This is a genomic window from Methylobacterium sp. FF17 (assembly GCF_025813715.1).
GTDB classification, from domain to species: domain Bacteria; phylum Pseudomonadota; class Alphaproteobacteria; order Rhizobiales; family Beijerinckiaceae; genus Methylobacterium; species Methylobacterium flocculans.
Map to the genome: position 1 here is coordinate 3,903,644 of NZ_CP107532.1, position 21,517 is coordinate 3,925,160.

The 21,517-nt window shown below is 67.3% G+C and carries 17 protein-coding genes and 1 pseudogene; 9 read left to right on the forward strand and 9 right to left on the reverse strand.

Annotated features, from left to right (window positions below; genetic code table 11):
• Positions 1-290: 290 nt before the first annotated feature.
• The 6 genes from OF380_RS18520 (at position 291) to OF380_RS18545 (ending at position 7,109) form a co-directional block, all read left to right on the forward strand.
• A complete protein-coding gene (locus tag OF380_RS18520) occupies positions 291-3,068 on the forward strand; it encodes a xanthine dehydrogenase family protein molybdopterin-binding subunit (protein WP_264046528.1) in 2,778 nt (925 codons plus the stop codon).
• A complete protein-coding gene (locus OF380_RS18525; protein WP_264046530.1) occupies positions 3,065-3,580 on the forward strand; it encodes a (2Fe-2S)-binding protein in 516 nt (171 codons plus the stop codon). The genes OF380_RS18520 and OF380_RS18525 overlap by 4 nt, the downstream gene beginning before the upstream one ends.
• A gap of 11 nt (positions 3,581-3,591) precedes the next feature.
• Positions 3,592-4,209 (forward strand): Isoquinoline 1-oxidoreductase subunit, encoded by a 618-nt coding sequence (locus OF380_RS18530; protein WP_264046531.1) that lies wholly within the window; start codon positions 3,592-3,594, stop codon positions 4,207-4,209.
• Between the two features lie 150 nt (positions 4,210-4,359).
• Positions 4,360-5,349 carry a hypothetical protein gene (locus tag OF380_RS18535; RefSeq protein WP_264046533.1) on the forward strand — a complete coding sequence of 330 codons (990 nt, stop codon included), beginning with the start codon at positions 4,360-4,362 and terminating at the stop codon, positions 5,347-5,349.
• 156 nt (positions 5,350-5,505) lie between these two features.
• A complete protein-coding gene (locus OF380_RS18540; protein ID WP_264046535.1) occupies positions 5,506-5,835 on the forward strand; it encodes a DMT family transporter in 330 nt (109 codons plus the stop codon).
• A gap of 65 nt (positions 5,836-5,900) precedes the next feature.
• Positions 5,901-7,109, forward strand: coding sequence for a serine hydrolase domain-containing protein (locus OF380_RS18545; protein ID WP_264046537.1), 1,209 nt, complete (start codon positions 5,901-5,903; stop codon positions 7,107-7,109).
• Positions 7,110-7,158: 49 nt separating this feature from the next.
• Here OF380_RS18545 and OF380_RS18550 read toward each other — a convergent pair whose 3' ends face one another.
• From OF380_RS18550 to OF380_RS18560, 3 genes and pseudogenes are all read right to left on the reverse strand, one after another.
• Positions 7,159-8,703: an HdeD family acid-resistance protein gene (locus tag OF380_RS18550; protein WP_264046539.1), complete on the reverse strand. Its 1,545-nt coding sequence runs from the start codon at positions 8,701-8,703 to the stop codon at positions 7,159-7,161.
• 664 nt (positions 8,704-9,367) lie between these two features.
• A pseudogene (locus tag OF380_RS18555) lies at positions 9,368-9,835 on the reverse strand (ImmA/IrrE family metallo-endopeptidase); the annotation flags it as partial.
• A 14-nt stretch (positions 9,836-9,849) separates the two neighbouring features.
• The gene (locus OF380_RS18560; protein WP_264046543.1) at positions 9,850-13,584 is read right to left on the reverse strand and encodes a vitamin B12-dependent ribonucleotide reductase; all 3,735 of its coding nucleotides are present in this window, start codon (positions 13,582-13,584) and stop codon (positions 9,850-9,852) included.
• Between the two features lie 495 nt (positions 13,585-14,079).
• Between OF380_RS18560 and OF380_RS18565 the strand changes: the two genes are divergently transcribed.
• The gene (locus OF380_RS18565) at positions 14,080-14,496 is read left to right on the forward strand and encodes an NADH:ubiquinone oxidoreductase subunit NDUFA12 (RefSeq protein ID WP_264046544.1); all 417 of its coding nucleotides are present in this window, start codon (positions 14,080-14,082) and stop codon (positions 14,494-14,496) included.
• A gap of 137 nt (positions 14,497-14,633) precedes the next feature.
• Complete coding sequence (locus OF380_RS18570) at positions 14,634-15,275, forward strand: DUF2155 domain-containing protein (RefSeq protein ID WP_264046546.1); 642 nt, start codon at positions 14,634-14,636, stop codon at positions 15,273-15,275.
• Positions 15,276-15,319: 44 nt separating this feature from the next.
• Here the strand turns inward: OF380_RS18570 and aat are convergent, their stop codons facing one another.
• The 6 genes from aat to OF380_RS18600 form a co-directional block, all read right to left on the reverse strand.
• The gene (aat, locus tag OF380_RS18575; protein WP_264046547.1) at positions 15,320-15,985 is read right to left on the reverse strand and encodes a leucyl/phenylalanyl-tRNA--protein transferase; all 666 of its coding nucleotides are present in this window, start codon (positions 15,983-15,985) and stop codon (positions 15,320-15,322) included.
• Between the two features lie 127 nt (positions 15,986-16,112).
• Positions 16,113-16,445 carry a hypothetical protein gene (locus OF380_RS18580; RefSeq protein ID WP_264046549.1) on the reverse strand — a complete coding sequence of 111 codons (333 nt, stop codon included), beginning with the start codon at positions 16,443-16,445 and terminating at the stop codon, positions 16,113-16,115.
• A gap of 444 nt (positions 16,446-16,889) precedes the next feature.
• Positions 16,890-17,198: a hypothetical protein gene (locus tag OF380_RS18585; RefSeq protein WP_264046551.1), complete on the reverse strand. Its 309-nt coding sequence runs from the start codon at positions 17,196-17,198 to the stop codon at positions 16,890-16,892.
• Between the two features lie 135 nt (positions 17,199-17,333).
• Positions 17,334-18,689 (reverse strand): acetyl-CoA carboxylase biotin carboxylase subunit, encoded by a 1,356-nt coding sequence (gene accC / locus OF380_RS18590; protein ID WP_264046553.1) that lies wholly within the window; start codon positions 18,687-18,689, stop codon positions 17,334-17,336.
• Positions 18,690-18,703: 14 nt separating this feature from the next.
• Positions 18,704-19,180 (reverse strand): acetyl-CoA carboxylase biotin carboxyl carrier protein, encoded by a 477-nt coding sequence (gene accB, locus OF380_RS18595; RefSeq protein ID WP_264046555.1) that lies wholly within the window; start codon positions 19,178-19,180, stop codon positions 18,704-18,706.
• Positions 19,181-19,345: 165 nt separating this feature from the next.
• Entirely contained in the window at positions 19,346-20,134 is a 789-nt protein-coding gene (locus OF380_RS18600) for a DsbA family protein (protein ID WP_264046557.1), read from the reverse strand.
• A gap of 163 nt (positions 20,135-20,297) precedes the next feature.
• On the opposite strand from OF380_RS18600, the gene OF380_RS18605 reads away from it, so the two are divergent.
• A complete protein-coding gene (locus tag OF380_RS18605) occupies positions 20,298-21,476 on the forward strand; it encodes a pyridoxal phosphate-dependent aminotransferase (protein ID WP_264046558.1) in 1,179 nt (392 codons plus the stop codon).
• The last annotated feature ends 41 nt before the right edge of the window (positions 21,477-21,517 follow it).

Genomic DNA, 21,517 nt, shown 5'->3' on the forward strand with positions numbered 1-21,517 from the left:
CCGCAGGGGGCCAATGGCTCACCGCGTTTGCGCTGCGAAGAGGGGCCGTCGGCGACAGACCTCCGGCCTGCATCATCCATCAGGCCACCGCGCCTGGATTATCGTCCCGACAGGAAAAATAATCTCTCAGATTGGGTAATTTATAATCATTTGATTAAGAGGGTCAGACTTAAATATATGCGTCGTCCTCGTCAGTGACGCACACATACCATGATCAATTGATATAATTACAACCTGAGATAATCAATTTATCAAGTTTTTCCACGAAAACAGACTTGAGGAACACAAATATGCGCGCGTCGCGCCGCGAGTTCATGACCTGGATCACTGCGAGTGGCATTTCCCTTAGCCTCTCCCGTCTTGCCGTCGCCCAGGAACCCAGCTTTGCGACCCGCGAGACGTTGCCGGGCCGGAACCACTGGAATCCCGCGGTCGGGGGCCTCGGCCGCATCGACGGCACCCCGAAGGTGACGGGCGCGAAGCTCTACGCCTCCGACTTCCGGGCTGCCGACATGCCGGGCTGGCCGCAGAAGACGTCGCACGCGCTGCTGGTGCGGGCGCCGGACGCGTCGCATGTCTATCTCGGCCTCGACCTCAAGGGTCTGGAGGGACCGCTCAAGCCGACGGTGATCGTGACGGCGGAGGATGTCGAGAAGGCCAACCTCACGGTTCCGGAATTCTATGCCGGCGACCTGTTCTGTCCGTTGGGCAAGACGCCCCTGTATCTCGGTCAACCCGTGGCACTGCTGATCTTCGACAGCTTCGATGCCTATGACCGGGCCCGCGCGGCGTTCCGGGACGGCGCCCTGGTCAAGTTCGGCGAGGAGACCGGCCCCGTCGAGGGCGAGGATTACGGCGCCTTCCGCTTCACCCGCGTCGCCGGGCCGACCGCGCAATCGCCGGACGTCTACTCGCCGATCCTCGCCGGCTGGGTGAGCCCGGGCCGCATGCAGCATTCCCCCCTCCCGGTCTGGGAGCCCTTCGCCAAGGAGACGGCAAAGCCCTACGGCAAGGCGGCCCAGTACGGCCAGAAGATCCGCGCCGAACTGACGGAAGCAAATCCGGACCTTCTGGTGCTGGACCGGCGCTTCGAGACCCAGTCGGTCGACCCGATGTTCCTCGAGACCGAAAGCGGTCTCGGCTGGTACGACGGCAAGAGCCGCAAGCTGGAACTCGTGCTCGGCATCCAGTCGCCCTACGAGGGCGCGGAGGCGATCTCCACCCTGCTGAGCAAGGCCAAGGCCGCGTTCAAGCCCAAGCACATCGAGGCCGATTTCGCCTATATGGGCGGCGGCTTCGGAGGGCGCGACCACACGCCCTTCATCCTCTACGTCACGCTGGCGGCGATCTTCTTCCCCGGCCGCCCGGTCCGTCTGGCGCATGACCGCTTCCAGCAGTTCCAGGGCGGCATCAAACGCCACGCCTTCAAGATGCACACCCGGATCGGGGTCGACCGCCGGACGGGCAAGATCACGGCCTTCGCGGCGGACCACATCCTCGACGGCGGCGGCCTCCGGAACTTCTCGACGAACGTCGCCACCGTGGCGGCGGCGGCGGCCATCGGCATCTACGACATCCCGAAGGTCGACGTGACCACGGTGGCGCTGCACAGCCACGGCGTCACCGCCGGATCGATGCGCGGCTACGGCACCGTGCAGACCATGACCGCGCTGGAAACGCTGATCGACGAGGCGGCGACGGCGCTGCCGCTCGATCCCATCGAGTTCCGCCGGCGCAACGCCCTCGCCCCCGATGGCCGTACCATGATGGGCAATCGCTACACCGTCTCGGTGCGGACGACGGAACTCCTCGACAAGCTCGAGGCACATCCGATCTGGAAGACGCGCGCGGCGGAGAAGGCGCAGCCGAAGCGGGACGGCGTCGTCGTCGGTACGGGCGTGGCCTGCGTCACCAAGGATTATGGCACGGGCGCGGACTGCTCGATGGGCCGTATCGAGATCGACCCGCAAGGGCGGATCTCCATCGCCTGCGACCAGCCCGAGATGGGCAACGGCATGGGCACCGCCCTGGCGAGCCGGGTCGCGATTCACATCGGCGGACTCGCCGACGAGATCGCCCTTGGGCAGATCGAAGCCTTCGGCGCCTTGGCACTGATCACGTCCGGCAACTCGTACACCATGGATCAGGCGACCCAGGACGCGGTCGAGAAGAACAGCCGCTGGGTTCCGGCGATCAGCTCGGCCACCGCGGCCTCGAACGGCGCCCATGTGGGAACCCATGCGGCGGCCGAGGCGGCCCGCGTCATCTTCCGCTTCGGATTGTGGCCGGCGGCCCTCGCGCTCTGGAAGATCCCGGCCACCGATCACAGGGCCGAGCAATGGGCCGAGGCGAAGTGGCAGGCGGGCAAGCTCGTCTTCGCCGACCTGCCGCCGCTGTCCCTGCCGGATCTCGCCGCGAAGGCCCATGCGAGCCGCCTGGTGACGGGCGCGATGACCCATTGCTTCTCGCGCTGGGCGTTTGCGAGCGCCACGTTCCCGCTTCAGCAGAAGCGCTTTCACGCCGAGGTGGATGCCCTCGCGGTTCGGACCGGAACCGGCCCGTTCGAGCGGATCGCCCGTGTCGCGGTCCAATTCCCGCCCACGAGCAACAACCGGATCGGCACGACCTTCGGGGCCCAGTGCGGCACCCTCGTGCGCGTCGAGATCGACAGGGCGAGCGGTTCGATCCGGATCCTCAAGGCCTATTCGGTGGTGGAATGCGGCCGGGCGCTGGTCCCGGAGGTCGTGCGGGGCCAGGCCCAGGGCGGCTTCGCCATGGGCGTCGGCTACACCCTTCTCGAAACCCTGCCGCTGCACGAGGGCGGCCCCGGCAACGGCCAGTGGAACCTCGGCCAGTACGTCGTCGCCCGTGGATCGGACCTGCCGCTGCACGATCTGGAGATCGAGTTGCTGCCCCCGATCTCGGCCGACGAGCCGCCCAAGGGCATCGCCGAAGTGGTGATGATCCCCGTCGTGCCCGCCATCCTCAACGCCATCTTCGACGCGACCGGCCACCGCTTCAATTCGCTTCCGGTCACCCCCAGCATGCTCAAGGGAGCCCTCGCGTGACGGCACTGGTCATCACCATCAACGGAAAGGTCCACGGTCCCACGGAGGTCCGCGACGACCTGAGCATGAACGACTTCCTGCGCGAATATCTCGGGATGACGGGCACGAAGTTCGGCTGTGGCGCGGCGCAGTGCCTGAGCTGCGCGATCATCGTCGACGACCCGGACGGCACGAGTTCCACGAGCCCGACCTGCGTCGTCTCGGCCGTGAGCTTCAACGGCAAGGCCATCCGCACCGTCGAGGGCCACGCGAAGGGCGACGAGCTGTCCGTCCTGCAGAAGGCCTTCATCGAGCACTTCGCGTTTCAGTGCGGCTACTGCACCCCCGGGTTCCTCAACGAGGGACAGGTGCTGCTCGAGCGCCTGGCGAAGACGCCGGTCGCCCGGGCGGACGTGGAGACCACCATCGCCGAAGCACTCGACGGGCACCTCTGCCGCTGCACCGGCTACGTCAAGTATCACGAGGCCGTCCGCTCCGTGATCCTGGCCGAGCCGGCACGCTATCTGCTCTGAAGGCCCGGACGATGATCTCATTCCCTCGGACCGGCATGCTCGCCGCGGCGGCGGCGCTGGCGTTCTCCCTAGCGAGCGCCCGGGCGGCCGACCCGGCTCCGGCCGGCACACTGGCGCCGCCGCAGAGCTTCGACACGATCACCGACACCACCACGCGGTCGGCGGCGATCTTCACCGAACTCGGCAAAGTCCTGACCAGCCCCCGCTGCACCAATTGCCATCCGGCCAGCGACCGGCCCCGCCAGGGGGACCAGGGCCGCCCGCACCAGCCGCCTGTGACGCGCGGCCCCGATGGGCAGGGCACCGCGTCGATGCGCTGCGCGAGCTGCCACGGGGCGGGCAATTTCGCGGCCGCACGGATGCCGGGACATCCGGAATGGCACCTCGCCCCCCGGTCGATGGCCTGGGAGGGCAGGAGCATCGCCGAGATCTGCGAGCAGATCAAAGATCCGGCGCGCAACGGCCAGCGCAAGGTGGAGGATCTCCTCCACCACATCGGACAGGACACCTTGGTCGGATGGGCCTGGGCACCCGGATACGGCCGCACGCCCGCGCCCGGGACGCAGGCCGAGGCGGGGGCCCTGGTCGCGGCCTGGATCGCCAGCGGCTCGGCCTGTCCTCTGAAGTAGGACCCGCCGGCCCGGACGGACAACGAGAAGCAAAGCATCTGACCCGGGCCCCCAGATCGGGCCGGGTCAGGCTGCGCCCGCGGCCGCCACGACCGATCGACGGCGTGGGCTGGAGACGGAGGCGCGATCAGTCGAGGGGGAGAGTTTTTCATGCTCACGTGGGTGGCCCGCCCGGGCCTGCTGCTTCTGGCTTGTCTGGCGCAAGGCTTCGTTGGCGCGGCGTCAGCCGGGGAGGGCGATGTGGCGCCCCCGCGTGACCGCGCCGTATCGGCGATCCCGGTGGTTCCCCCGCCGTCGCTGTTCAGCTTCTCCGACACGATCATCAGCTACCGTTTCCAGGGCCCATCCGCGGAGCCCGGCATCGGTATCGAGCGCGCGGACGGCCGGCGGGAACCCCGCGAGGTGCCCAAGAACGTGATCAATCTCCTTCACGCGAATGCGTGGGACTATGGCACCAACCTGCTCTCCCTCGATATCCTTCGCTCCGGCTCCCAGGATCCGGCCGGGGACAAGTTCGGGAATTTCGAGGGTGTCGGCGCCACCGAGGCCTACCTCATCTACCGGGGTGTGCTGAGCCCGAACAAGATCTTCGACACCACGATCTTCAGTATTCCCGGCGTCGTCAAGGACATCGGCCTGTCCTTCGGAGCCGACATCAACACCAAGGACACGAAGTTCGATTCCGAGAAGCGCGCCGGCACCTTCGGTCTCAACTTCGCCTTCGACGTTCCGGCCGGATACTTGAACCTCAAGGTCCAGGGCTACAAGGAATTCTCGCGCAACGGATTCGCCGTCGGCCGGTTTCGCAGCGTCGAATTCCTGATGACGCCGGAATTCGAGTTGACCTACGCGCTGCCCCTGACGTTTACGGGGCTCCCCCTCTCGCTCGCCGGCTTCAACACCATCATCCTGCCGAAGGGCCGCTACGGGACGACGAACCAGAACGAGACGCAGATGGAGTTCGTCTCTCAGACCAACCTGGTGCTGGATGTCGGGGCGCTGGTCAGCGGGACGCCGAACCGGTTCGAGGTGTTCGCCGGGTTCCAGTACTGGCACAACAAGTTCGGCGCCGATCCCCGGCGGACCATCAACACCGAGGAGAAGGCGCTGATCGCCGGCGTCTCCTACCACCTGCGCTAGCTCTCCCCCTTCGACAGCCTTCGGGCGGTCGCACGCCTGCCTGGGCCGCACCCGGTCGGCCCCCAAACCGGATCTTAACGAGCCCGGTGGCCCTTAGCGCGCGCAAGCCTCCCACCGGCGTTCCGTCGGCCCTCCGTTTCTCCGGACGCTCCCCGCATGAACCCCTATCTGCTTCTCGCCTTCGCAATCAGCGCCGAAGTGACGGCGACGCTCGCGCTGAAAGCCGCGGACGGACTGACCAAGCCGGTGCCCACGATCATCACGGTCATCGGCTACGGCACCGCCTTCTGGCTGATGTCGAACAGCATGAACATGCTGCCGATCGGGGTGGTCTACGCGATCTGGGCCGGGGTCGGCATGGTCGGCGCGGCGCTCGGGGGCGCGGTCCTGTTCGGCGAGCCGATCACCCTCTCGATGATGGCCGGGATCGCGGTGATCGCCGTCGGCGTGACGATCCTTGCATCGGGTCAGACTTCGGTCCACTGATCCCCACCCCGACAACCCGTCTCCCGGTTGTGAACGCGTCCCGCCGTCAGAAGGGCTGTCCTCCGGTGCCGTCGACATCCGGGCTCCGCCTGCGTCACCCGCGATCGGTGGCCCTGGCCCTCGCGGCCGGAACCCTGGGTTGCGCGATCTGGGCAACCACGGCCCTTCTCGGCCTGCCGAATCCGCTGACCCTGGCGGCTCTGGCCATCCTCGAACCCTCCGCCGTCGGGACCTGGTTCACGAGTCGGCCGGTGGCGGCGGCGGCGTCACCACGGGCTCTGCCGGTCCAGATCCGCCCGATCCTCGATCCTGTGCCCTGGAAGGGGGCCAGTGTCCCCCTCGCCGGGATGCTGGCGGCGACCCACACCAACGCGTTCCTGGTCACGCAGAACGGGGTGCTGGTGCATGAATGGTACCGGCCCGGCTTCGGCCCGGCGACTCTGTTTCCGTCCTGGTCCGTGGCGAAGTCGGTGGTCTCGCTCCTGGTCGGACAAGCGATCGCGAAGGGGCAACTCGCCGAAACGGATCGCATCTCGACCCTGCTGCCGGACCTGAGCGAAGCGCCCGCCGTCGGCCACATCACCGTTCGCGATCTCCTCGACATGACGAGCGGCCTCGCGGTGCCGGAAAACTACGATCCCTGGGATCCGCTGGTCGGCACGTCGGGAATGTATCTGACCCGCGACCTCCATGCCTTCGTCAAGGATCACGCCAGCCTGTCGTCCAAGCCCGGCAGGAAGGGTCAGTACAGGAGCATCGATACGGAGGTGCTCGGCCTGATCCTCGCCCGGATCCAGGGCAGGCCCCTGGCCGACATCCTGTCGGACCAGATCTGGAGACCCATGGGGTCGGAAGCGGCCGCGACCTGGAACCTCGACCGGGCCGGCGGGACGGAGAAGGCCTTCTGCTGCCTCAACGCGGTCGCCCGCGACTTCGCGCGCCTGGGGCTGATGGTGTCAGACCGCGGCCGGGTAGGTTCGGTGACCGTGGTACCACCCCGCTGGATCGAACGAATCGAGACGCCGGCGCGGCAGGCGGTCGATGGCTGGCCCTACTCGGCGCAATGGTGGCACGTGCCGGACGGCGACGACGATATCTCGGCCATCGGCGTCTACGGTCAGTACGTCTACGTCAATCGCGACACCGGCACGGTGATCGTCAAGCTCAGCGACCACGGTGCCGAGCAGGACGAGGCGGACACCCTCGCGGCGATGCTGGCCATCGCGCGCGATCTCGCGCCCTCCCGGACGGCCGTCCGACGCTGGAACGACTGAAGCCCGCAACCGGGCCGGGACGCCGATCCGGCGGATCGTGGACCCGGCCTCAGGCGACGTTCGACGGGGTTTCCGCGCGTGCCAGGGATGCCCGCTTGCGCGCCACCGTCTCCGCTCGCCAGTTGCGAACAAGGCGCCGCCTGACGCCCCGCCAGCGAATGGCCGGAACCGGCGAGACGGGATCGACCAGGGTGCTGAGGGCGCGCGCGTAGTCGAGCACCAGGCCCGGCGTCCACGTCATCGCGCCGGCCCCGTTGCGCAGGACGGCGGCCGCCCAGAACTCCGGGCTCATGGCGGCCCGGGCCAGCATCCGCCACGGCCGACCGGCGCGGTTGAAACTGCCCTCGACGGCGGCGTCGAGGGCGTTCGCGACGGCGGTCGAACAGTTCCGTCCGACCAGGTTGTAGGTCGTATTCCGGCGATACACGTTCCAGAACGCGCGCAGGCGTGCCCTGTCGATCCCGTGGAGCGTCACCGTGACGGTCGCCTCGCACCAGTCGTCCGCCTCCTCGCGATAGCTCGGCAGGAAGCGACCCGGCACGTTGTTTTCCGGGCCGGCGCGCAGGGTCGCGCGCAGGTTGTCGGGCGACCGATCGATTTCCACGGCGGGATAGTGGCTCACGTAGAGCGAATCCTCCGGGGGTTCGCCCTCCCGGACCCGCCCGGCCATCTCCAGCGCCGCGTGACCCGTGGAGATGTGTCCGCCACGATTCACCGAGACGACGTAGCGATGGACGAGGCGCTGCCGGGCCGGGATCGAGGCCGTTCCGGTGGGCGTCCAGACATGGACCGTCAGCGTGTCCGAATCGCCTTCGGACGCGGATCCGGCCGCATCCTCCGGTGGTCGCCGCAGCCGCACGCCGAGGAACGCGATCTTGACGCCGGTCAGGATCAGGAAGGCGCCGATGCTGAAGCCGACCGTGCCGGCGTACCAGGTCGGCCACGGCTCCAGGGTCAGGATTCCGATGGCCATGCCCAGCGACCCGTACACGACCGACCATCGCCATCCAGGAAAGCGCAGGACATGCGCGAGCACCACCCGCGAGAGCCCGTCGAACAGGAAGGCCGTACCGAAGAGCATCGCGAGCAGGAACGTGCTCGAGGCGGAGGACAGCATCGTCAGGACCGCCACGACGAGGAGCAGCCCGGCCTTGAGGAGGCGCAACCGGCGCGCGGCCCCGGTGGCGACGAGGCCGCGCAGGAAGGCGCTGACGGCCTCGAAGACGAGGAGGAGGCCGAACCAGCGATCCGGAATGTGGGTGGCGCCGTCGAGGGCGTCGATCACGAGGGCGACCCCCAGGATCGTCCAGATGACGCCGACCCCGGTGACGGTCGCCCAATGCCGGTGCACCGATTCGCGCCCGACCAGCAGCAGCCACAGGGGAAGCGCCTTCGGACTGGCGGAGGCGTCGGACGTGGCGGCGAGCACACCCTCGACCGGATCGCCACTCCGCTTGGCCGCGGCAAGACCCAGAATCTTGTGCTCCTTCGGGCTGAGCCGCGCCGGAGCCAACGGGTCGCCACCGGGCGGGACGGCCGTCCCATCGGGGATCGCGCCACAGGCGCGCTCAACGGCGTGGGACAGTGCGGTCACGTCTTCGTTCCCCCGAGCGGGTCGTCCATGGACGCCGATCCCGCCGCCGGCGGACACCAACGGTCGATGCCCCGACGCCCGAAGTCTTTTCCCGGGTAGCGGCGCGGTTGTCCACCCGATCCGCCACAATCGTCAAACACGCGGTTCCACCGATCGCGCGTTTTCGGCTCGGGAGCGCGGACCGGGACACATCACGGGCCGATCGCTGGTGGGAACTTCTACTCCTGGCAGATCGGATAAGGCCGGCGCTGAACCGCTCGGTACCATCGGCTTTGTCACCACCTCTGGGAAATAGGGGTAATCGCCGAGCGAAGAGTGCGACTAGATGGGAAGTCACGCTTCGCCCGTCGCTCGATCATGCCGTCGCCGCACTTGAGGGACTGGAGCACCCTCCATCGAAAAGTCACGACCGGGCGAAAGGATCTTCCCCATCGCTTGGCCATCCTGATGCTGACCTCTCGGATCAGAAGTAGCCCATCGTGCCACCGCAAGTGTCGCATTTCAGGCAGGGTCCGTGATGCACGAGCGTGAAGTTCGCGCATTCCGGGCAGGCCTCTCCCGTATGCCGCGCAGATCGACGTCTTGCCTTATCCTGAACAATTTGGAGCCTTCGCCGCGCACAATTGATCGGCACATCAAACATAAATGCAATTTCTTCTTCTTCACTGAATCCCAAAAGCAAATCTTCTTTAACCAACAAGCAATCCGCAAATTTGTCCGCTTGCGGTTCAGCTCGCTCTTGTTCCTGAAGATCTGACAGCGCGGACTTTCCATATCTAGGAAAGCCTAAAGCATCATGCCGATGCATCTTTAGGTGCCCTATCTCATGCGCCAATATAAATCTCGATAGATCGTGATTTGCCTCCGCCAATACCCAAACGGAGCGCCTCACGAACAAAGATGCACGGTCGACTTTTCGATCGAATTCGACGAAAGCTTCCACACCATCTAGACGTGGATCAATGAAATTGATGTCTAATGGGAGAGGCAAATGCTTACGCAATGCACCTTCAATAAGGTGAACAACATTAAATTTACTATGACCTGAAATCTGCCCCCATTGTCGAACGAGATTTGCATCTCGTTCGACAATTTCGTCGCTACGAAAGGTAGCTCGACGATCGGAAAACACGACTTAGAGAAGCCTTACGAGCAACCAGTCGTACTGCCACAGGTTTCACATTTCAAGCACGTCCCATTTCGCACCATAGTGAAGTTCGCACATTCAGGGCAGGATTCCCCAACATATCCTTTCAGCTTTGCTTCTGCGCGTCGCGCAGAAACTGTAGAGGATAACGTCGACGAATTTGATGAATATCCTAGCGCAACAGAATCATCTTCGTCCAACTTGCTTTCCGATTTTAAGGCCGTCGACCCCCGCATTGCATGCACCACACCACCGGCCGGGCTGGTCTGGCCGGTCGTCGCGGCGCCGACACCGAGGGTGCCGCCGGCCGGGCCGCCCTGGATCAGGGTGAGGCGGTCCGCCGAGCCGCGCAGGAGGCCGCGCGAGACCACGCTGGCGGCGCTGGTCTCCGCCTTGGCCGGATCGCGGGTGGTGTCGGTCTCGCCGCCGCCGATCACCGTACCGCCGATCTCGGACGGGTTGACGTGGGCGAGGTCGGCGCGGCCGAGATACGACACGGCCAGCTCGCGGAACACGTAGTCGAGCAGCGAGGTGGCGTTCTTGATCGCGTCGTTGCCCTGCACGAAGCCCGCCGGCTCGAAGCGGGTGAAGGTGAAGGCTTCGACGTATTCCTCGAGCGGCACGCCGTACTGGAGGCCGAGCGAGATCGCGATGGCGAAGTTGTTCATCAGGCTGCGGAAGGTGGCACCTTCCTTGTGCATGTCGATGAAGATCTCGCCGAGGCGGCCATCGTCGTACTCGCCGGTGCGCAGGTACACCTTGTGTCCGCCGACGACGGCCTTCTGGGTGTAGCCCTTGCGGCGGTGGGGCATCTTCTCGCGCGAGCGGATGCGCTCGACGCGCTCGATCACCCGCTCGACGATCTTCTCGGCGACCTGTGCGGCCTTGGCGGCGGCCGGGGCCGCGATCAGCGCCTCGACCATCTCCTCGGCATCCTCGTCCTCATCGGCGATCAGGGCCGAATTCAGGGGCTGCGACAGCTTCGAGCCGTCGCGGTAGAGGGCGTTGGCCTTGAGCGCCAGGGTCCAGGACAGCCGGTAGGCGTTCTTGCAATCCTCGACCGTGGCGTCGTTGGGCATGTTGATGGTCTTGGAGATGGCGCCCGAGATGAAGGGCTGTGCGGCCGCCATCATGCGGATGTGGCTCTCCACCGAGAGGTAGCGCTTGCCGATGCGACCGCACGGGTTGGCGCAGTCGAACACCGCGTAGTGCTCTTGTTTCAGGAACGGTGCTCCCTCGAGAGTCATCGCGCCGCAGATGTGCGTGTTGGCCGCCTCGATGTCCTTCTTCGAGTAACCGAGAAAGGGCAGGATCTCGAAGGTCGGGTCGGCGAGCTTGTCCGCCGGGACCTTGAGCACGTCTTTCAGGAAGTCGTCGCCCAGCGTCCAGCGGTTGAACACGAACTTGATGTCGAAGGCCGACTTCAGGCCCGCCTCCACCGCGGCGATCTTGTCGTCCGTGAACCCCTTGGCCCGCAGCGAGCCGGGGTTGATGGCCGGAGCCTGACCCATCGAACCGTGGCCGACCGCGTAGGCCTCGATCTCGGCGATCTCGGCTTCGCGGTAGCCCAGGGTGCGCAGGGCATCCGGGACGGCGCGGTTGATGATCTTGAAGTAGCCGCCGCCGGCGAGCTTCTTGAATTTCACGAGCGCGAAGTCGGGCTCGATGCCGGTGGTGTCGCAATCCATCACCAGACCGATCGTCCCGGTGGGCGCGATCACGGTGGCCTGCGCATTGCGGTAGCCGTGCTCCTCGCCGAGGGCGAGGGCGCGGTCCCAGGCGAGCTTCGCCCGCTCGGCGAGATCGGCCTGGGGCACGTTGGCGAGGTCGAGGGGCACGGGGGCGATGGAGAGGAACTCGTAGCCCTCAGCCTCGCCATGCGCCGCGCGGCGGTGGTTGCGGATCACCTTGAGCATGGCGTCCGCGTTCTCCTCGTAGGTCGGGAAGGCCCCGAGTTCGCCGGCCATCTCGGCCGAGGTGGCGTAGGCGACACCGGTCATGATCGCGGTGAGTGCACCGGCCAGGGCCCGACCCTTATCGGAATCGTAGGGCAGGCCCATGCTCATCAGAAGGCCGCCGATATTGGCGTAGCCGAGGCCGAGCGTCCGGTACCGGTAGGAAAGCTCGGCGATCTCCTTCGACGGAAACTGCGCCATCATCACCGAGATCTCGAGCACCACCGTCCAGAGACGGTTGAGGTGCTCGAAGGCGGCGACGTCGAAGTGGTTGGAGGCGCGGTCGTACATCGTCAGCAGGTTGGCGCTGGCGAGGTTACAGGCGGTGTCGTCGAGGAACATGTACTCGGAGCACGGGTTCGAGGCCCGGATCCGACCGCCCGCCGGGCAGGTGTGCCAGTCGTTCATCGTGGTGTTGAAGTGCAGGCCCGGATCGGCCGAGGCCCAGGCGGCCTCGCCGATCTTTTCCCAGAGTTCGCGCGCGGGCAGGGTCTTGGTGGTCTTGCCGGTGGTGCGGGCCTTCAGCTCCCAGGGAGCGTCATTCTCGACGGCGCGCAGGAAGTCGTCGGTGAGCGAGACCGAGTTGTTCGAGTTCTGGCCGGCCACCGTGAGGTAGGCTTCCGAATCCCAGTCGGTGTCGTAGACGGGGAAATCGATCTTGGTGAAGCCCTGGCGTGCGAACTGGATCACCCGCTTGGTGTAGGAATCCGGGACCATGTCCTTGCGGGCGGCCTTCACGGCCTTCTTCAGGACGGGATTGCGCTCGAGGTCGAAGCAGGCGTCGCCCTCGGCCTCGCACTGGGTGCAGGCCTTCATGACGGCGGTAAGATGCTTGGAGACGATCTTCGAGCCGGTCACCAGGGCGGCGACCTTCTGCTCCTCCTTCACCTTCCAGTCGATGTACTGCTCGATATCCGGGTGATCGATGTCGACGATGACCATCTTGGCCGCGCGCCGGGTGGTGCCGCCCGACTTGATCGCGCCGGCCGCCCGGTCGCCGATCTTGAGGAAGGACATCAGGCCGGACGACTTGCCGCCGCCGCCGAGCCGCTCGTTCTCGCCGCGCAGCATCGAGAAGTTGGAGCCGGTGCCGGAGCCGTACTTGAACAGGCGCGCCTCGCGAACCCACAGGTCCATGATGCCGCCGTCGTTGACGAGGTCGTCCTGCACGCCCTGGATGAAGCAGGCATGCGGCTGCGGGTGCTCGTAGGAGGAGGCCGACTTCGTCAGCTCACCGGTGCGGTAATCGACGTAATGGTGGCCCTGCGCGGGACCGTCGATGCCGTAGGCCCAGTGCAGGCCGGTGTTGAACCATTGCGGCGAGTTCGGCGCCACCATCTGGCGGGCCAGCATGAAGCGCAGTTCGTCGAGGAAGGCGGACGCATCCGCCTCGGACGTGAAGTATCCGCCCTTCCAGCCCCAGTAGGTCCAGCAGCCGGCCAGACGATCGAACACCTGCGTCGAGGAGATCTCGGAGACGTAGCGTTCGGCCTCGGGCAATTCGGCGAGCTTGGCCTCGTCGGGCACTGAGCGCCACAGGAACGACGGCACGTCGTTCTCTTCCACCTTCCGTAGGGCCGCCGGCACGCCGGCCTTGCGGAAGTACTTCTGCGCGAGGACGTCGCTGGCGACCTGGGACCAGCTCTCCGGCACCTCGATACCGTCGAGGCGGAAGACCGTCGAGCCGTCCGGGTTGCGGATCTCGCTCAGGGTCTTGCGAAAGGGAATCGTCGCGTAGGGGGATTGTCCGGCCGTCGTATGGCGCCGCTCGAACCGCATGGAACCTGTCTCCCGAGCCGCGTACGAAGCTGCGGCGCCGTGTCGAAGAATGATGAAGCCGAGCGCTCGCGAACGCCGCGAAGCGCTGGAAGGGGTATCGAAAAATCCGTGATCCGCCGGCGACGCAACAGCCTCGGCGATGGTCCGAAGGTATGTCGGCCCAGGGTCTCACGTCAATAACTAGTATGCCGCCTACCTGTTCCGGGCTAGATGTAGTGGGTCACGCCTTAAAGCTGTGGATATCCCGGGCAGGCGCGTAAGTGTCCTTTCGGCTTGGCGGAATCGGACCTGAAAAATTTTCCGCCCACAGGCGGCATGGGCCCCGGCGTCCCTGCCGGGATGGTTAACGGTGCCGGGTGTGGGATTTGCGCCGCATCCGGCGCGCGCGCATCCCGTCGCGGACGGGGCGCGGCGACTGGACTTCGGGGATGCGCCTCACCATAGTCCGCGCCACTCATGATGGCGGGGCACGCTTGCCCCATTCGGGCGAACGCGATGGCTCTCAAGGACACGCTCCTGCGCATCTTCACCTGGTGGAACGGGCAGACCATGTCGCTCGCGCTCTACACGGCGCGCAAGGGGCAACGGGTAGGAACGGATGACCTCGGCAACACCTACTATCGCGCCCAGGGCCCCCTGATCGACCGCTCGGTCGGCTCGGAGCGGCGCTGGGTGGTCTATAACGGCTACGCCGACGCCTCGAAGGTCCCGCCCGGCTGGCGCGCCTGGCTCTGCCACAACGGCGACGTGCCCCCGAGCGAGGACGGCTACACCCCGCGCGAGTGGCAGAAGCCCTACGTGGAGAACCTGACCGGGACCAGCGGCGCCTACCGGCCGCGCGGCTCGCAGCTGAATGTCGGCCAGCGCCCGGCCGCCACCGGCGATTACGTGCCCTGGACCCCCGGCAACTGAGGCCGACGCGTCGAAGCCGGCCCTTTTTCCACCAATCTTCTCGGGCTTAACCCCAACCTCGCGCCGTCGCCCGTCAGGGAGCGTGTCACCGAGAGGGGTCGTCCGTGAGCCGCAGCACAGCAGGATCGTCCCGCCCCGTGGTCAAGCGCCTCCTCCTCGCCTCGATCGCGGTCGGGCTCGCCGCCCTTCCGGCCTCCGCCGACAAGATCAAGAACCCGACCGCCGTCTTCTCCGGCCTCGACAAGATCACGGGCCGCATCGTCTCGTTCGAGGTGGCGGTGGACGAGACGGTGCAGTTCGGCGCGCTGCAGCTCACCCCCCGGGTCTGCTACAGCCGGCCGCCCACGGAGAGCCCGAAGACCACGGGGTTCCTGGAGGTCGACGAGGTCACCCTCGACAACAAGTACCGCCGCATCTTCACGGGCTGGATGTTCGCCGCGAGCCCCGGCCTGCACGCCATCGAGCACCCGATCTACGATGTCTGGCTGGTGGATTGTAAGGGCGGCAGCGACGTGATTGCCGAGGCGCGCGAGCAGGAGGACGTGCCCGCCATGGCCTCCAAGCCCGAGAAGCCCCGTCGGCAGAAGGGCGGGCAGGACGCCACGCGCACCGCCCAGCAGGTCAATCCGAACGGCCAGATGGATGTGGAAGCGCCGCGTGGCGTGCCCGTCCAGCCGAAGCAGAAGCCTTCGCGAAAATTCTTCCCGTCGAACGAGGGCCCAGCCCCGGCGCCGCCGCCCCAACAGCCGCAATCGCTGTTCGACGCCCTCTTCCGCTGAGCCGCGCAGGCTCGGCGCCGCGCGATCGCGTCACGGCGCGTCGCTCACCCTCCCAACGCCGCCAGCACGTCGCGTCCGCGTAGGGAGCCGTCACCGGGCCAGACATCCCAGTTCGCGCTCTGGCCGATCGCCTCGGCGAGCCGGCGCTTGTAGATGTGGCGCGGCACCTCCTCGGCCCCGAACTGGCTGAGGTGATCGGTGACGAACTGGGTGTCGGCAAGGCGATAGCCGCCGGCCCGAAGGCGCGCCACGAGGTGGACCAGGGCCACCTTTGAGGCATCGCGCGCGGTGTGGAACATGCTCTCGCCGAAGAAGGCCGCGCCGAGGGAGACGCCGTAGAGGCCGCCGACGCGCTGCCCGTCCAGGAAGACCTCCACGGTGTGCGCGTGTCCGGCCTCGAACAGGGCGCCGTAGAGGTCGCGGATCCGGCCGTTGATCCAGGTCCGCTCGGCATTGGCGCGCGGCGCCGCGCAACCGGCGATCACCGCATCGAAATCCTGATCGGTGCGGACCTCGAACAGATCGGAGCGGATGGTGCGGGCCAGGCGCTTCGAGAGGTGGAAGCCGTCGAGGGGCAGGATGCCCCGCGCACGGGGCTCGACCCAGTAGATCGCCGGATCGTCGGCATCCTCGGCCATCGGGAAGATGCCGGCCGCGTAGGCCTTGAGCAGGATCTCGGGCGTGATCTCCACGCGGTCGCCATCGTCCATAGGCAGATTTTGAAGCGACGCAGCGCCGAAGGCCAGAGGCACGCGCGTCGCACACGTCGCCGTCACACGAAAAAGGCGGGACCGTCCGGCCCCGCCCTGTCACCCGTGGAGAAACAGGTGCCGCAGACTAGAACTTCGGGCCACCGGAGGTGGTGCCGAGGTTCGGGACGATGCGGTTGGTCTGCTCGGCGTTGCCGCCCTTGGCGGAATCCTCCGTGATCGCCTCGAGGTTCGAACCGTAGGCCGGCTCGGCCACAGTCCCAGTCACATCCAGGTCGACGCGGCCATCGGCGTTCCGGTAGGCGCCGTAGACGGACGGGTTGTCGATCGGACCACGCGTGGTGCCGCCGGCCTGGGGCACGGCACGCTCGGGCTGGCCGACATTGCCGGACGGGGATTGGGCGAACGCCGCGGTGGCGATGAGGGAGGCAGCGGCGAAGGTCAGGCTGAAGCGGCGCATAATCGTCTTTCGGGATATCGAACGTTCGGAATTCATCCGGTTCATCAAGGGGGGATTTGCGTCTCGGGCTTGGCGTCCGGAGCGGTCCCGCCTCACCGGCGTGGACTAAGAAGATTTGCCGCCTCGTCGCGTTCCCAGGATATTTCGCCGGCAATCTGTCGCAGCGGATTGGTCTGGATCCGGCAGAGATCATTCCCAATGCAACCGTGTCGGAGGCTCCGGCTCAGCGCCGCTTCGGCTCACATCGGCTGAGCCCCTGAACAGCAAGACCCAATAGGGACCAATCGGCCAACGCGAGTGCACAATTCGATTGTGCGCCGCCGCACATCGCGATTCCTCGCCGTCACCCAGCACGCACGAAAAAGCCCGCCCTTTCGGGCCGGCTTCGTATGGGCGAAACGCTAATCTTCAGATTTTCGAACCTCTCGCGAGGTTCGGGCTACCTCAGCGAGCCGAGCCGCCCGAGGTGCTGCCGGTGTTCGGAACGGAGCGGTTCGTGTCGTTGGCGTTACCACCCTTGGCAGAATCGACGCTGCCCGCGCCCGGGCTCACGCCCGCCCCGCCGACCGGCGCCGCGGCCGAGCCGCCCGCCGGGGCCATGCCCTTGGACGAGGGGTTGTCGATCGGGCCGCGGGTGGTGCTGCCGGCCTGGGGAACGGCGCGCTCGGGCTGGTCGACATTGCCGGACGGCGATTGGGCCAGGGCAGGGGTGGCGAGCAGGAGGCCGGCAAGGAGGGAGGTCGTCAGGCGCACGGTGGGGAGTTCCTATCGGTGAGGCCCCGTCCTCGGAGGAGGAGACAGGGCCGGGATGACGACCGGAAACGGGACAGGGCCCAACTCGTTCCCGACGATCCGCCGCTGTCACCGCTCTTTCCCCAGCTCCTCGTCTCAGGGCTCGTCGAGTCCGCCCTGCTCCAGGAAGCCTTCGAGCCAATGGATGTCGTAGGCGCCCTTCTGCACGTCAGCGTTGCGCACCAGGGTACGGAACAACGGAAGGGTGGTATCGACGCCGTCCACCACGAACTCGTCCAGGGCACGGCGCAGGCGCATCAGGCACTCGTTGCGGGTACGCCCATGCACGATGAGCTTGCCGATCAGCGAGTCGTAGTTCGGCGGGATGCGGTAGCCCTGGAAGACCGCCGAATCGACCCGGACACCGAGCCCGCCGGGCGGATGGAAGTAGGTGATGAGGCCGGGCGAGGGGCGGAAGGTCGCCGGGTGCTCGGCATTGATCCGGCACTCGATGGCGTGGCCCTCGACCCTGATCTCGTCCTGGGTGACCGAGAGCGGAAGCCCGGCAGCGACGCGGATCTGCTCGTTCACGAGGTCGATCCCGGTGATCATCTCGGTCACCGGATGCTCGACCTGGATGCGGGTGTTCATCTCGATGAAGTAGAAGCGTCCGTCCTCGTAAAGGAACTCCACCGTCCCGGCGCCGAGGTACTTCAGTTCCTGCATCGCGCGGGCGCAGATCCCGCCGATCTCGGCGCGGGTCTCGGCGCTGATGACGGGCGAACCGCCTTCCTCCCAGACCTTCTGGTGCCGGCGCTGGAGCGAGCAGTCGCGCTCGGCGAGATGCACCGCGTTGCCGCGTCCGTCGCCCAGCACCTGAACCTCGATGTGGCGCGGCTTCTCCAGGTATTTCTCCAGGTACACGGCATCGTCGCCGAAGGCAGCCTTGGCCTCCGTGCGGGCCATGCCCAGCGCCTGCTCCAGATCGGCTTCGGTGCGAGCGACCTTCATGCCGCGTCCGCCGCCGCCGGAGGCCGCCTTCACCAGCACCGGGTAACCGATCTCGGCCGCGATGCGCTTGGCCTCCTCCGGGTCCTCGACGCCGCCTTCGGAGCCGGGCACGCAGGGAATGCCGAGGCGCTTGGCCGTGCGCTTGGCCTCGATCTTGTCGCCCATGATGCGGATATGCTCCGCCTTGGGCCCGATGAAACCAATGTTGTGATGGGCGAGCACCTCGGCGAACCGGGCGTTCTCGGAGAGGAAGCCGTAGCCCGGATGCACCGCATCCGCCCCGGTGATCTCGCAGGCGGCGATGATCGACGGAATGTTGAGGTAGCTGTCACGGGCCGCGGGCGGCCCGATGCAGACGCTCTCGTCGGCCAGACGCACGTGCATCGCGTCGGCGTCGGCGGTGGAATGGACCGCCACGGTGGCGATCCCGAGTTCCTTGGCCGCGCGCAGGATGCGCAGGGCGATCTCGCCCCGGTTGGCGATCAGGATCTTGTCGAACATGGGTGCGGCCCGGCTCACTCGATGACGAGGAGGGGTTCGCCGAACTCGACGGGTTGACCGTCCTCGACGAAGACGGCGGTGACGGTGCCGGCGCGCGGCGCCACGATCTCGTTGAAGGTCTTCATCGCCTCGATGAGCAGAAGCTTCTCGCCGGCCTCGACCTTCGAGCCGACATCCACGAACAGCTTGGCATCCGGCGAGGGGCGGCGATACGCGGTTCCAACCATCGGGGAGGGCACCGCGCCGGGGTGGCCGACGCCGGCCTTGCCGCGTTCGGGCGCGCCGCCGGGCCCGGAGACGGGCGCCGGGGCGGCGGCCTGGACCATGGCGGGCGCCGGGGCCGCCACCTGAACCTGCACCGCCTCGATCCGGCGGGCGACGCGGATGCGCAGATCCCCCTTCTCGACCTCGATCTCGCTGAGATCGGTCTCGTTGATGAGCGTGGCGAGCTCGCGCACGAGCTCCGGATCGAAGGGGTCGTTCTTGGACATCGGCTCCTTAGGCATCGGCTTGGTCGTCTTCAGGTCAGGTGCGAGGTTCGGTCGGGATGAAATGCGGGTCGCGCGTCCGGGCGGGAAGGACCGGACGCGGACCCCATGTGGTGCGCGACGGGCGGCGGCACCAGCGCACCACCCGCGACAGCATGAACTAGGGTCTCAGCAGGCCGCGTGGCCGCACTGGCGCACATCGGTGATGATCTTCCGGATCGGCTCGATGCCGACCGCGCCCGGGATGATCTCGTCTCCGATGATGAAGGCGGGGGTGCCCGACAGGCCGAGCTTGTCGCCGAGACCGACATTCTCGGACAGGGCCGCCTTCACCTCGGCGCCCTGCGCGTCCCGGGTCAGCCGGGCCACGTCGAGGCCCATCTCCTTGCCGACGGCCAGCGCCCGCTCGGCATTGACCCGGCCCTTCGACTCAAGAAGCTTAGTGTGGAACTCGAAGACCTTGTCCGCTTTCAGCTGCTGCTTGGCGGCCAGGGCGATCTTACTGGCCTCGAGGGACTCGGCGCCGAGCACGGGGAAGTCCTTGAGGACCACGCGCAGCTTCGGGTCGCCCTTGATCAGGGCCTGGATGTCGGTGAGCGCCTTGCGGCAATACCCGCAATTGTAGTCGAAGAACTCCACCAGGGTGACGTCGCCGGCCGGGTTGCCCGCGACCACGCCGTGGGGCGAGTTGACCAGCGCTTCGCGCGACTCCTTGAGCGCGGCGGATTGCGCCAGCTTCTGGGTCTCCTGCTGCCGGCGCTCGCCCTCGGCGATCGCCTCCTGCAGCACGTCCGGATTCTTGACCAGGTAATCCTTGATGATGCCCTCGATCGCCTGGCGCTGCGCGTCCGTGAAGGGGGCGGCCGGGGCGGTCTGGCCCGGAACCGTCTGTGCCGTCGCCATGGTCAGGGTGCCGGCGAGGAACGTGACGGAGAGCAGGGATCGGAACAGGGGCATACGTCCTCGCGGGGCGGGACCGGTCAGGCGTAGGCCGGCCATCGGGGGGTCCTCAATCGGACAGGCGTGCGATTAGTCGTCGGGTTAGGCGTTTTCGCGGCGGGCGGTCAATCGCCGAATGGCGGTTTGGCCCTCGGGCGGGCCTGCGGCTATGACGGAGCGGATGACCGCAAGCCCGATTCGACCCCCGAACCTTTCCTCCCGGCGCGCGGCGCGCGTCGCCCCGTTCCTCGCCATGGACGTGATGTCCGCCGCCGCCGCCCGCGAGGCGCGCGGGGAGGGCGTCGTGCACATGGAGGTCGGCCAGCCCTCGGCTCCGGCACCCCGCGCGGTGATCGCCGCCGCGCAGGCGGCGCTGGCCACCGGCGCGCTCCCCTACACGCAGGCGCTGGGCCTGCCGGCCCTGCGCGAGCGCATCGCCCGCCACTATGCCGAGACCTACGGGGTGACGATGTCCCCGGGCCGGGTGGTGGTGACCACCGGCTCCTCGGCCGGGTTCGTGCTCGCCTTCCTTGCCCTGTTCGATGCGGGCGCCCGCATCGCGGTGCCGCAGCCGGGCTACCCGGCCTATCGCAGCCTGCTCAACGCCCTCGACCTCGTGCCGGCCCCGCTGACGCTGCGGGACGCCGATCGTTTCGCCCCGACGGGGGACGCCCTGCGGGCACTGCACGCACGGGATCCGCTCTCCGGCCTGCTGGTGATGAGCCCCGCCAACCCGTCCGGCACGGTGATCGCGCCGGACCGCCTCGCCGATCTCTGCGCCGCGGCGCGGGCGCTCGGGCTGCGCTTCATCTCGGACGAGATCTATCACGGCCTCGCCTACGGCTTGCCCACCGACACGGCCCTGCGCCACGACGACGACGCCATCGTGATCAACTCGTTCTCGAAGACCTGGTGCATGACCGGCTGGCGCATCGGCTGGATGGTGGTGCCGGACTGGCTCGCCCGCCCGGTGGAGCGCCTGGCCCAGAACCTCTACATCTCCGCCCCCTACCTCTCGCAGGTGGCGGCGCTCGCGGCCTTCGACGCGGTGGAGGAGGTCGAGGCGGTGCGGGCGGGCTACGCCGCCAACCGGGCGCTCCTCCTCGACGCCTTCCCGGGCCTCGGGCTGGGGCGGACGCACCCGGCGGACGGTGCCTTCTACCTCTACACCGACGTCTCCAACCTCACCGACGATGCCAGCGCCTTCTGCCGGCGCATGCTCGACGAGGCGGGGGTCGCCGCAACCCCGGGCCTCGATTTCGACCCCGTGGAGGGCGGCCACCACGTGCGCTTCTCCTTCGCGGGATCGCAGGCGGACTGCGTCGACGCGGTCCGCCGCCTCAAGGGCTGGCTGCGCTGAAACGCGAAACGGGGCCGGCCCCAAGGCCGACCCCGCTTCGT

Excerpts from the sequence above, each read along its gene's own strand:
- OF380_RS18520 (WP_264046528.1), top strand. The coding sequence starts at position 291 with ATGCGCGCGTCGCGCCGCGAGTTCATGACCTGGATCACTGCGAGTGGC.
- OF380_RS18530 (WP_264046531.1), top strand. The coding sequence starts at position 3,592 with ATGATCTCATTCCCTCGGACCGGCATGCTCGCCGCGGCGGCGGCGCTG.
- OF380_RS18535 (WP_264046533.1), top strand. The coding sequence starts at position 4,360 with ATGCTCACGTGGGTGGCCCGCCCGGGCCTGCTGCTTCTGGCTTGTCTG.
- OF380_RS18540 (WP_264046535.1), top strand. The coding sequence starts at position 5,506 with ATGAACCCCTATCTGCTTCTCGCCTTCGCAATCAGCGCCGAAGTGACG.
- OF380_RS18560 (WP_264046543.1), bottom strand. The coding sequence starts at position 13,584 with ATGCGGTTCGAGCGGCGCCATACGACGGCCGGACAATCCCCCTACGCG.
- OF380_RS18565 (WP_264046544.1), top strand. The coding sequence starts at position 14,080 with ATGGCTCTCAAGGACACGCTCCTGCGCATCTTCACCTGGTGGAACGGG.
- aat (WP_264046547.1), bottom strand. The coding sequence starts at position 15,985 with ATGGACGATGGCGACCGCGTGGAGATCACGCCCGAGATCCTGCTCAAG.
- OF380_RS18580 (WP_264046549.1), bottom strand. The coding sequence starts at position 16,445 with ATGCGCCGCTTCAGCCTGACCTTCGCCGCTGCCTCCCTCATCGCCACC.
- accC (WP_264046553.1), bottom strand. The coding sequence starts at position 18,689 with ATGTTCGACAAGATCCTGATCGCCAACCGGGGCGAGATCGCCCTGCGC.
- accB (WP_264046555.1), bottom strand. The coding sequence starts at position 19,180 with ATGTCCAAGAACGACCCCTTCGATCCGGAGCTCGTGCGCGAGCTCGCC.
- OF380_RS18600 (WP_264046557.1), bottom strand. The coding sequence starts at position 20,134 with ATGCCCCTGTTCCGATCCCTGCTCTCCGTCACGTTCCTCGCCGGCACC.
- OF380_RS18605 (WP_264046558.1), top strand. The coding sequence starts at position 20,298 with ATGACCGCAAGCCCGATTCGACCCCCGAACCTTTCCTCCCGGCGCGCG.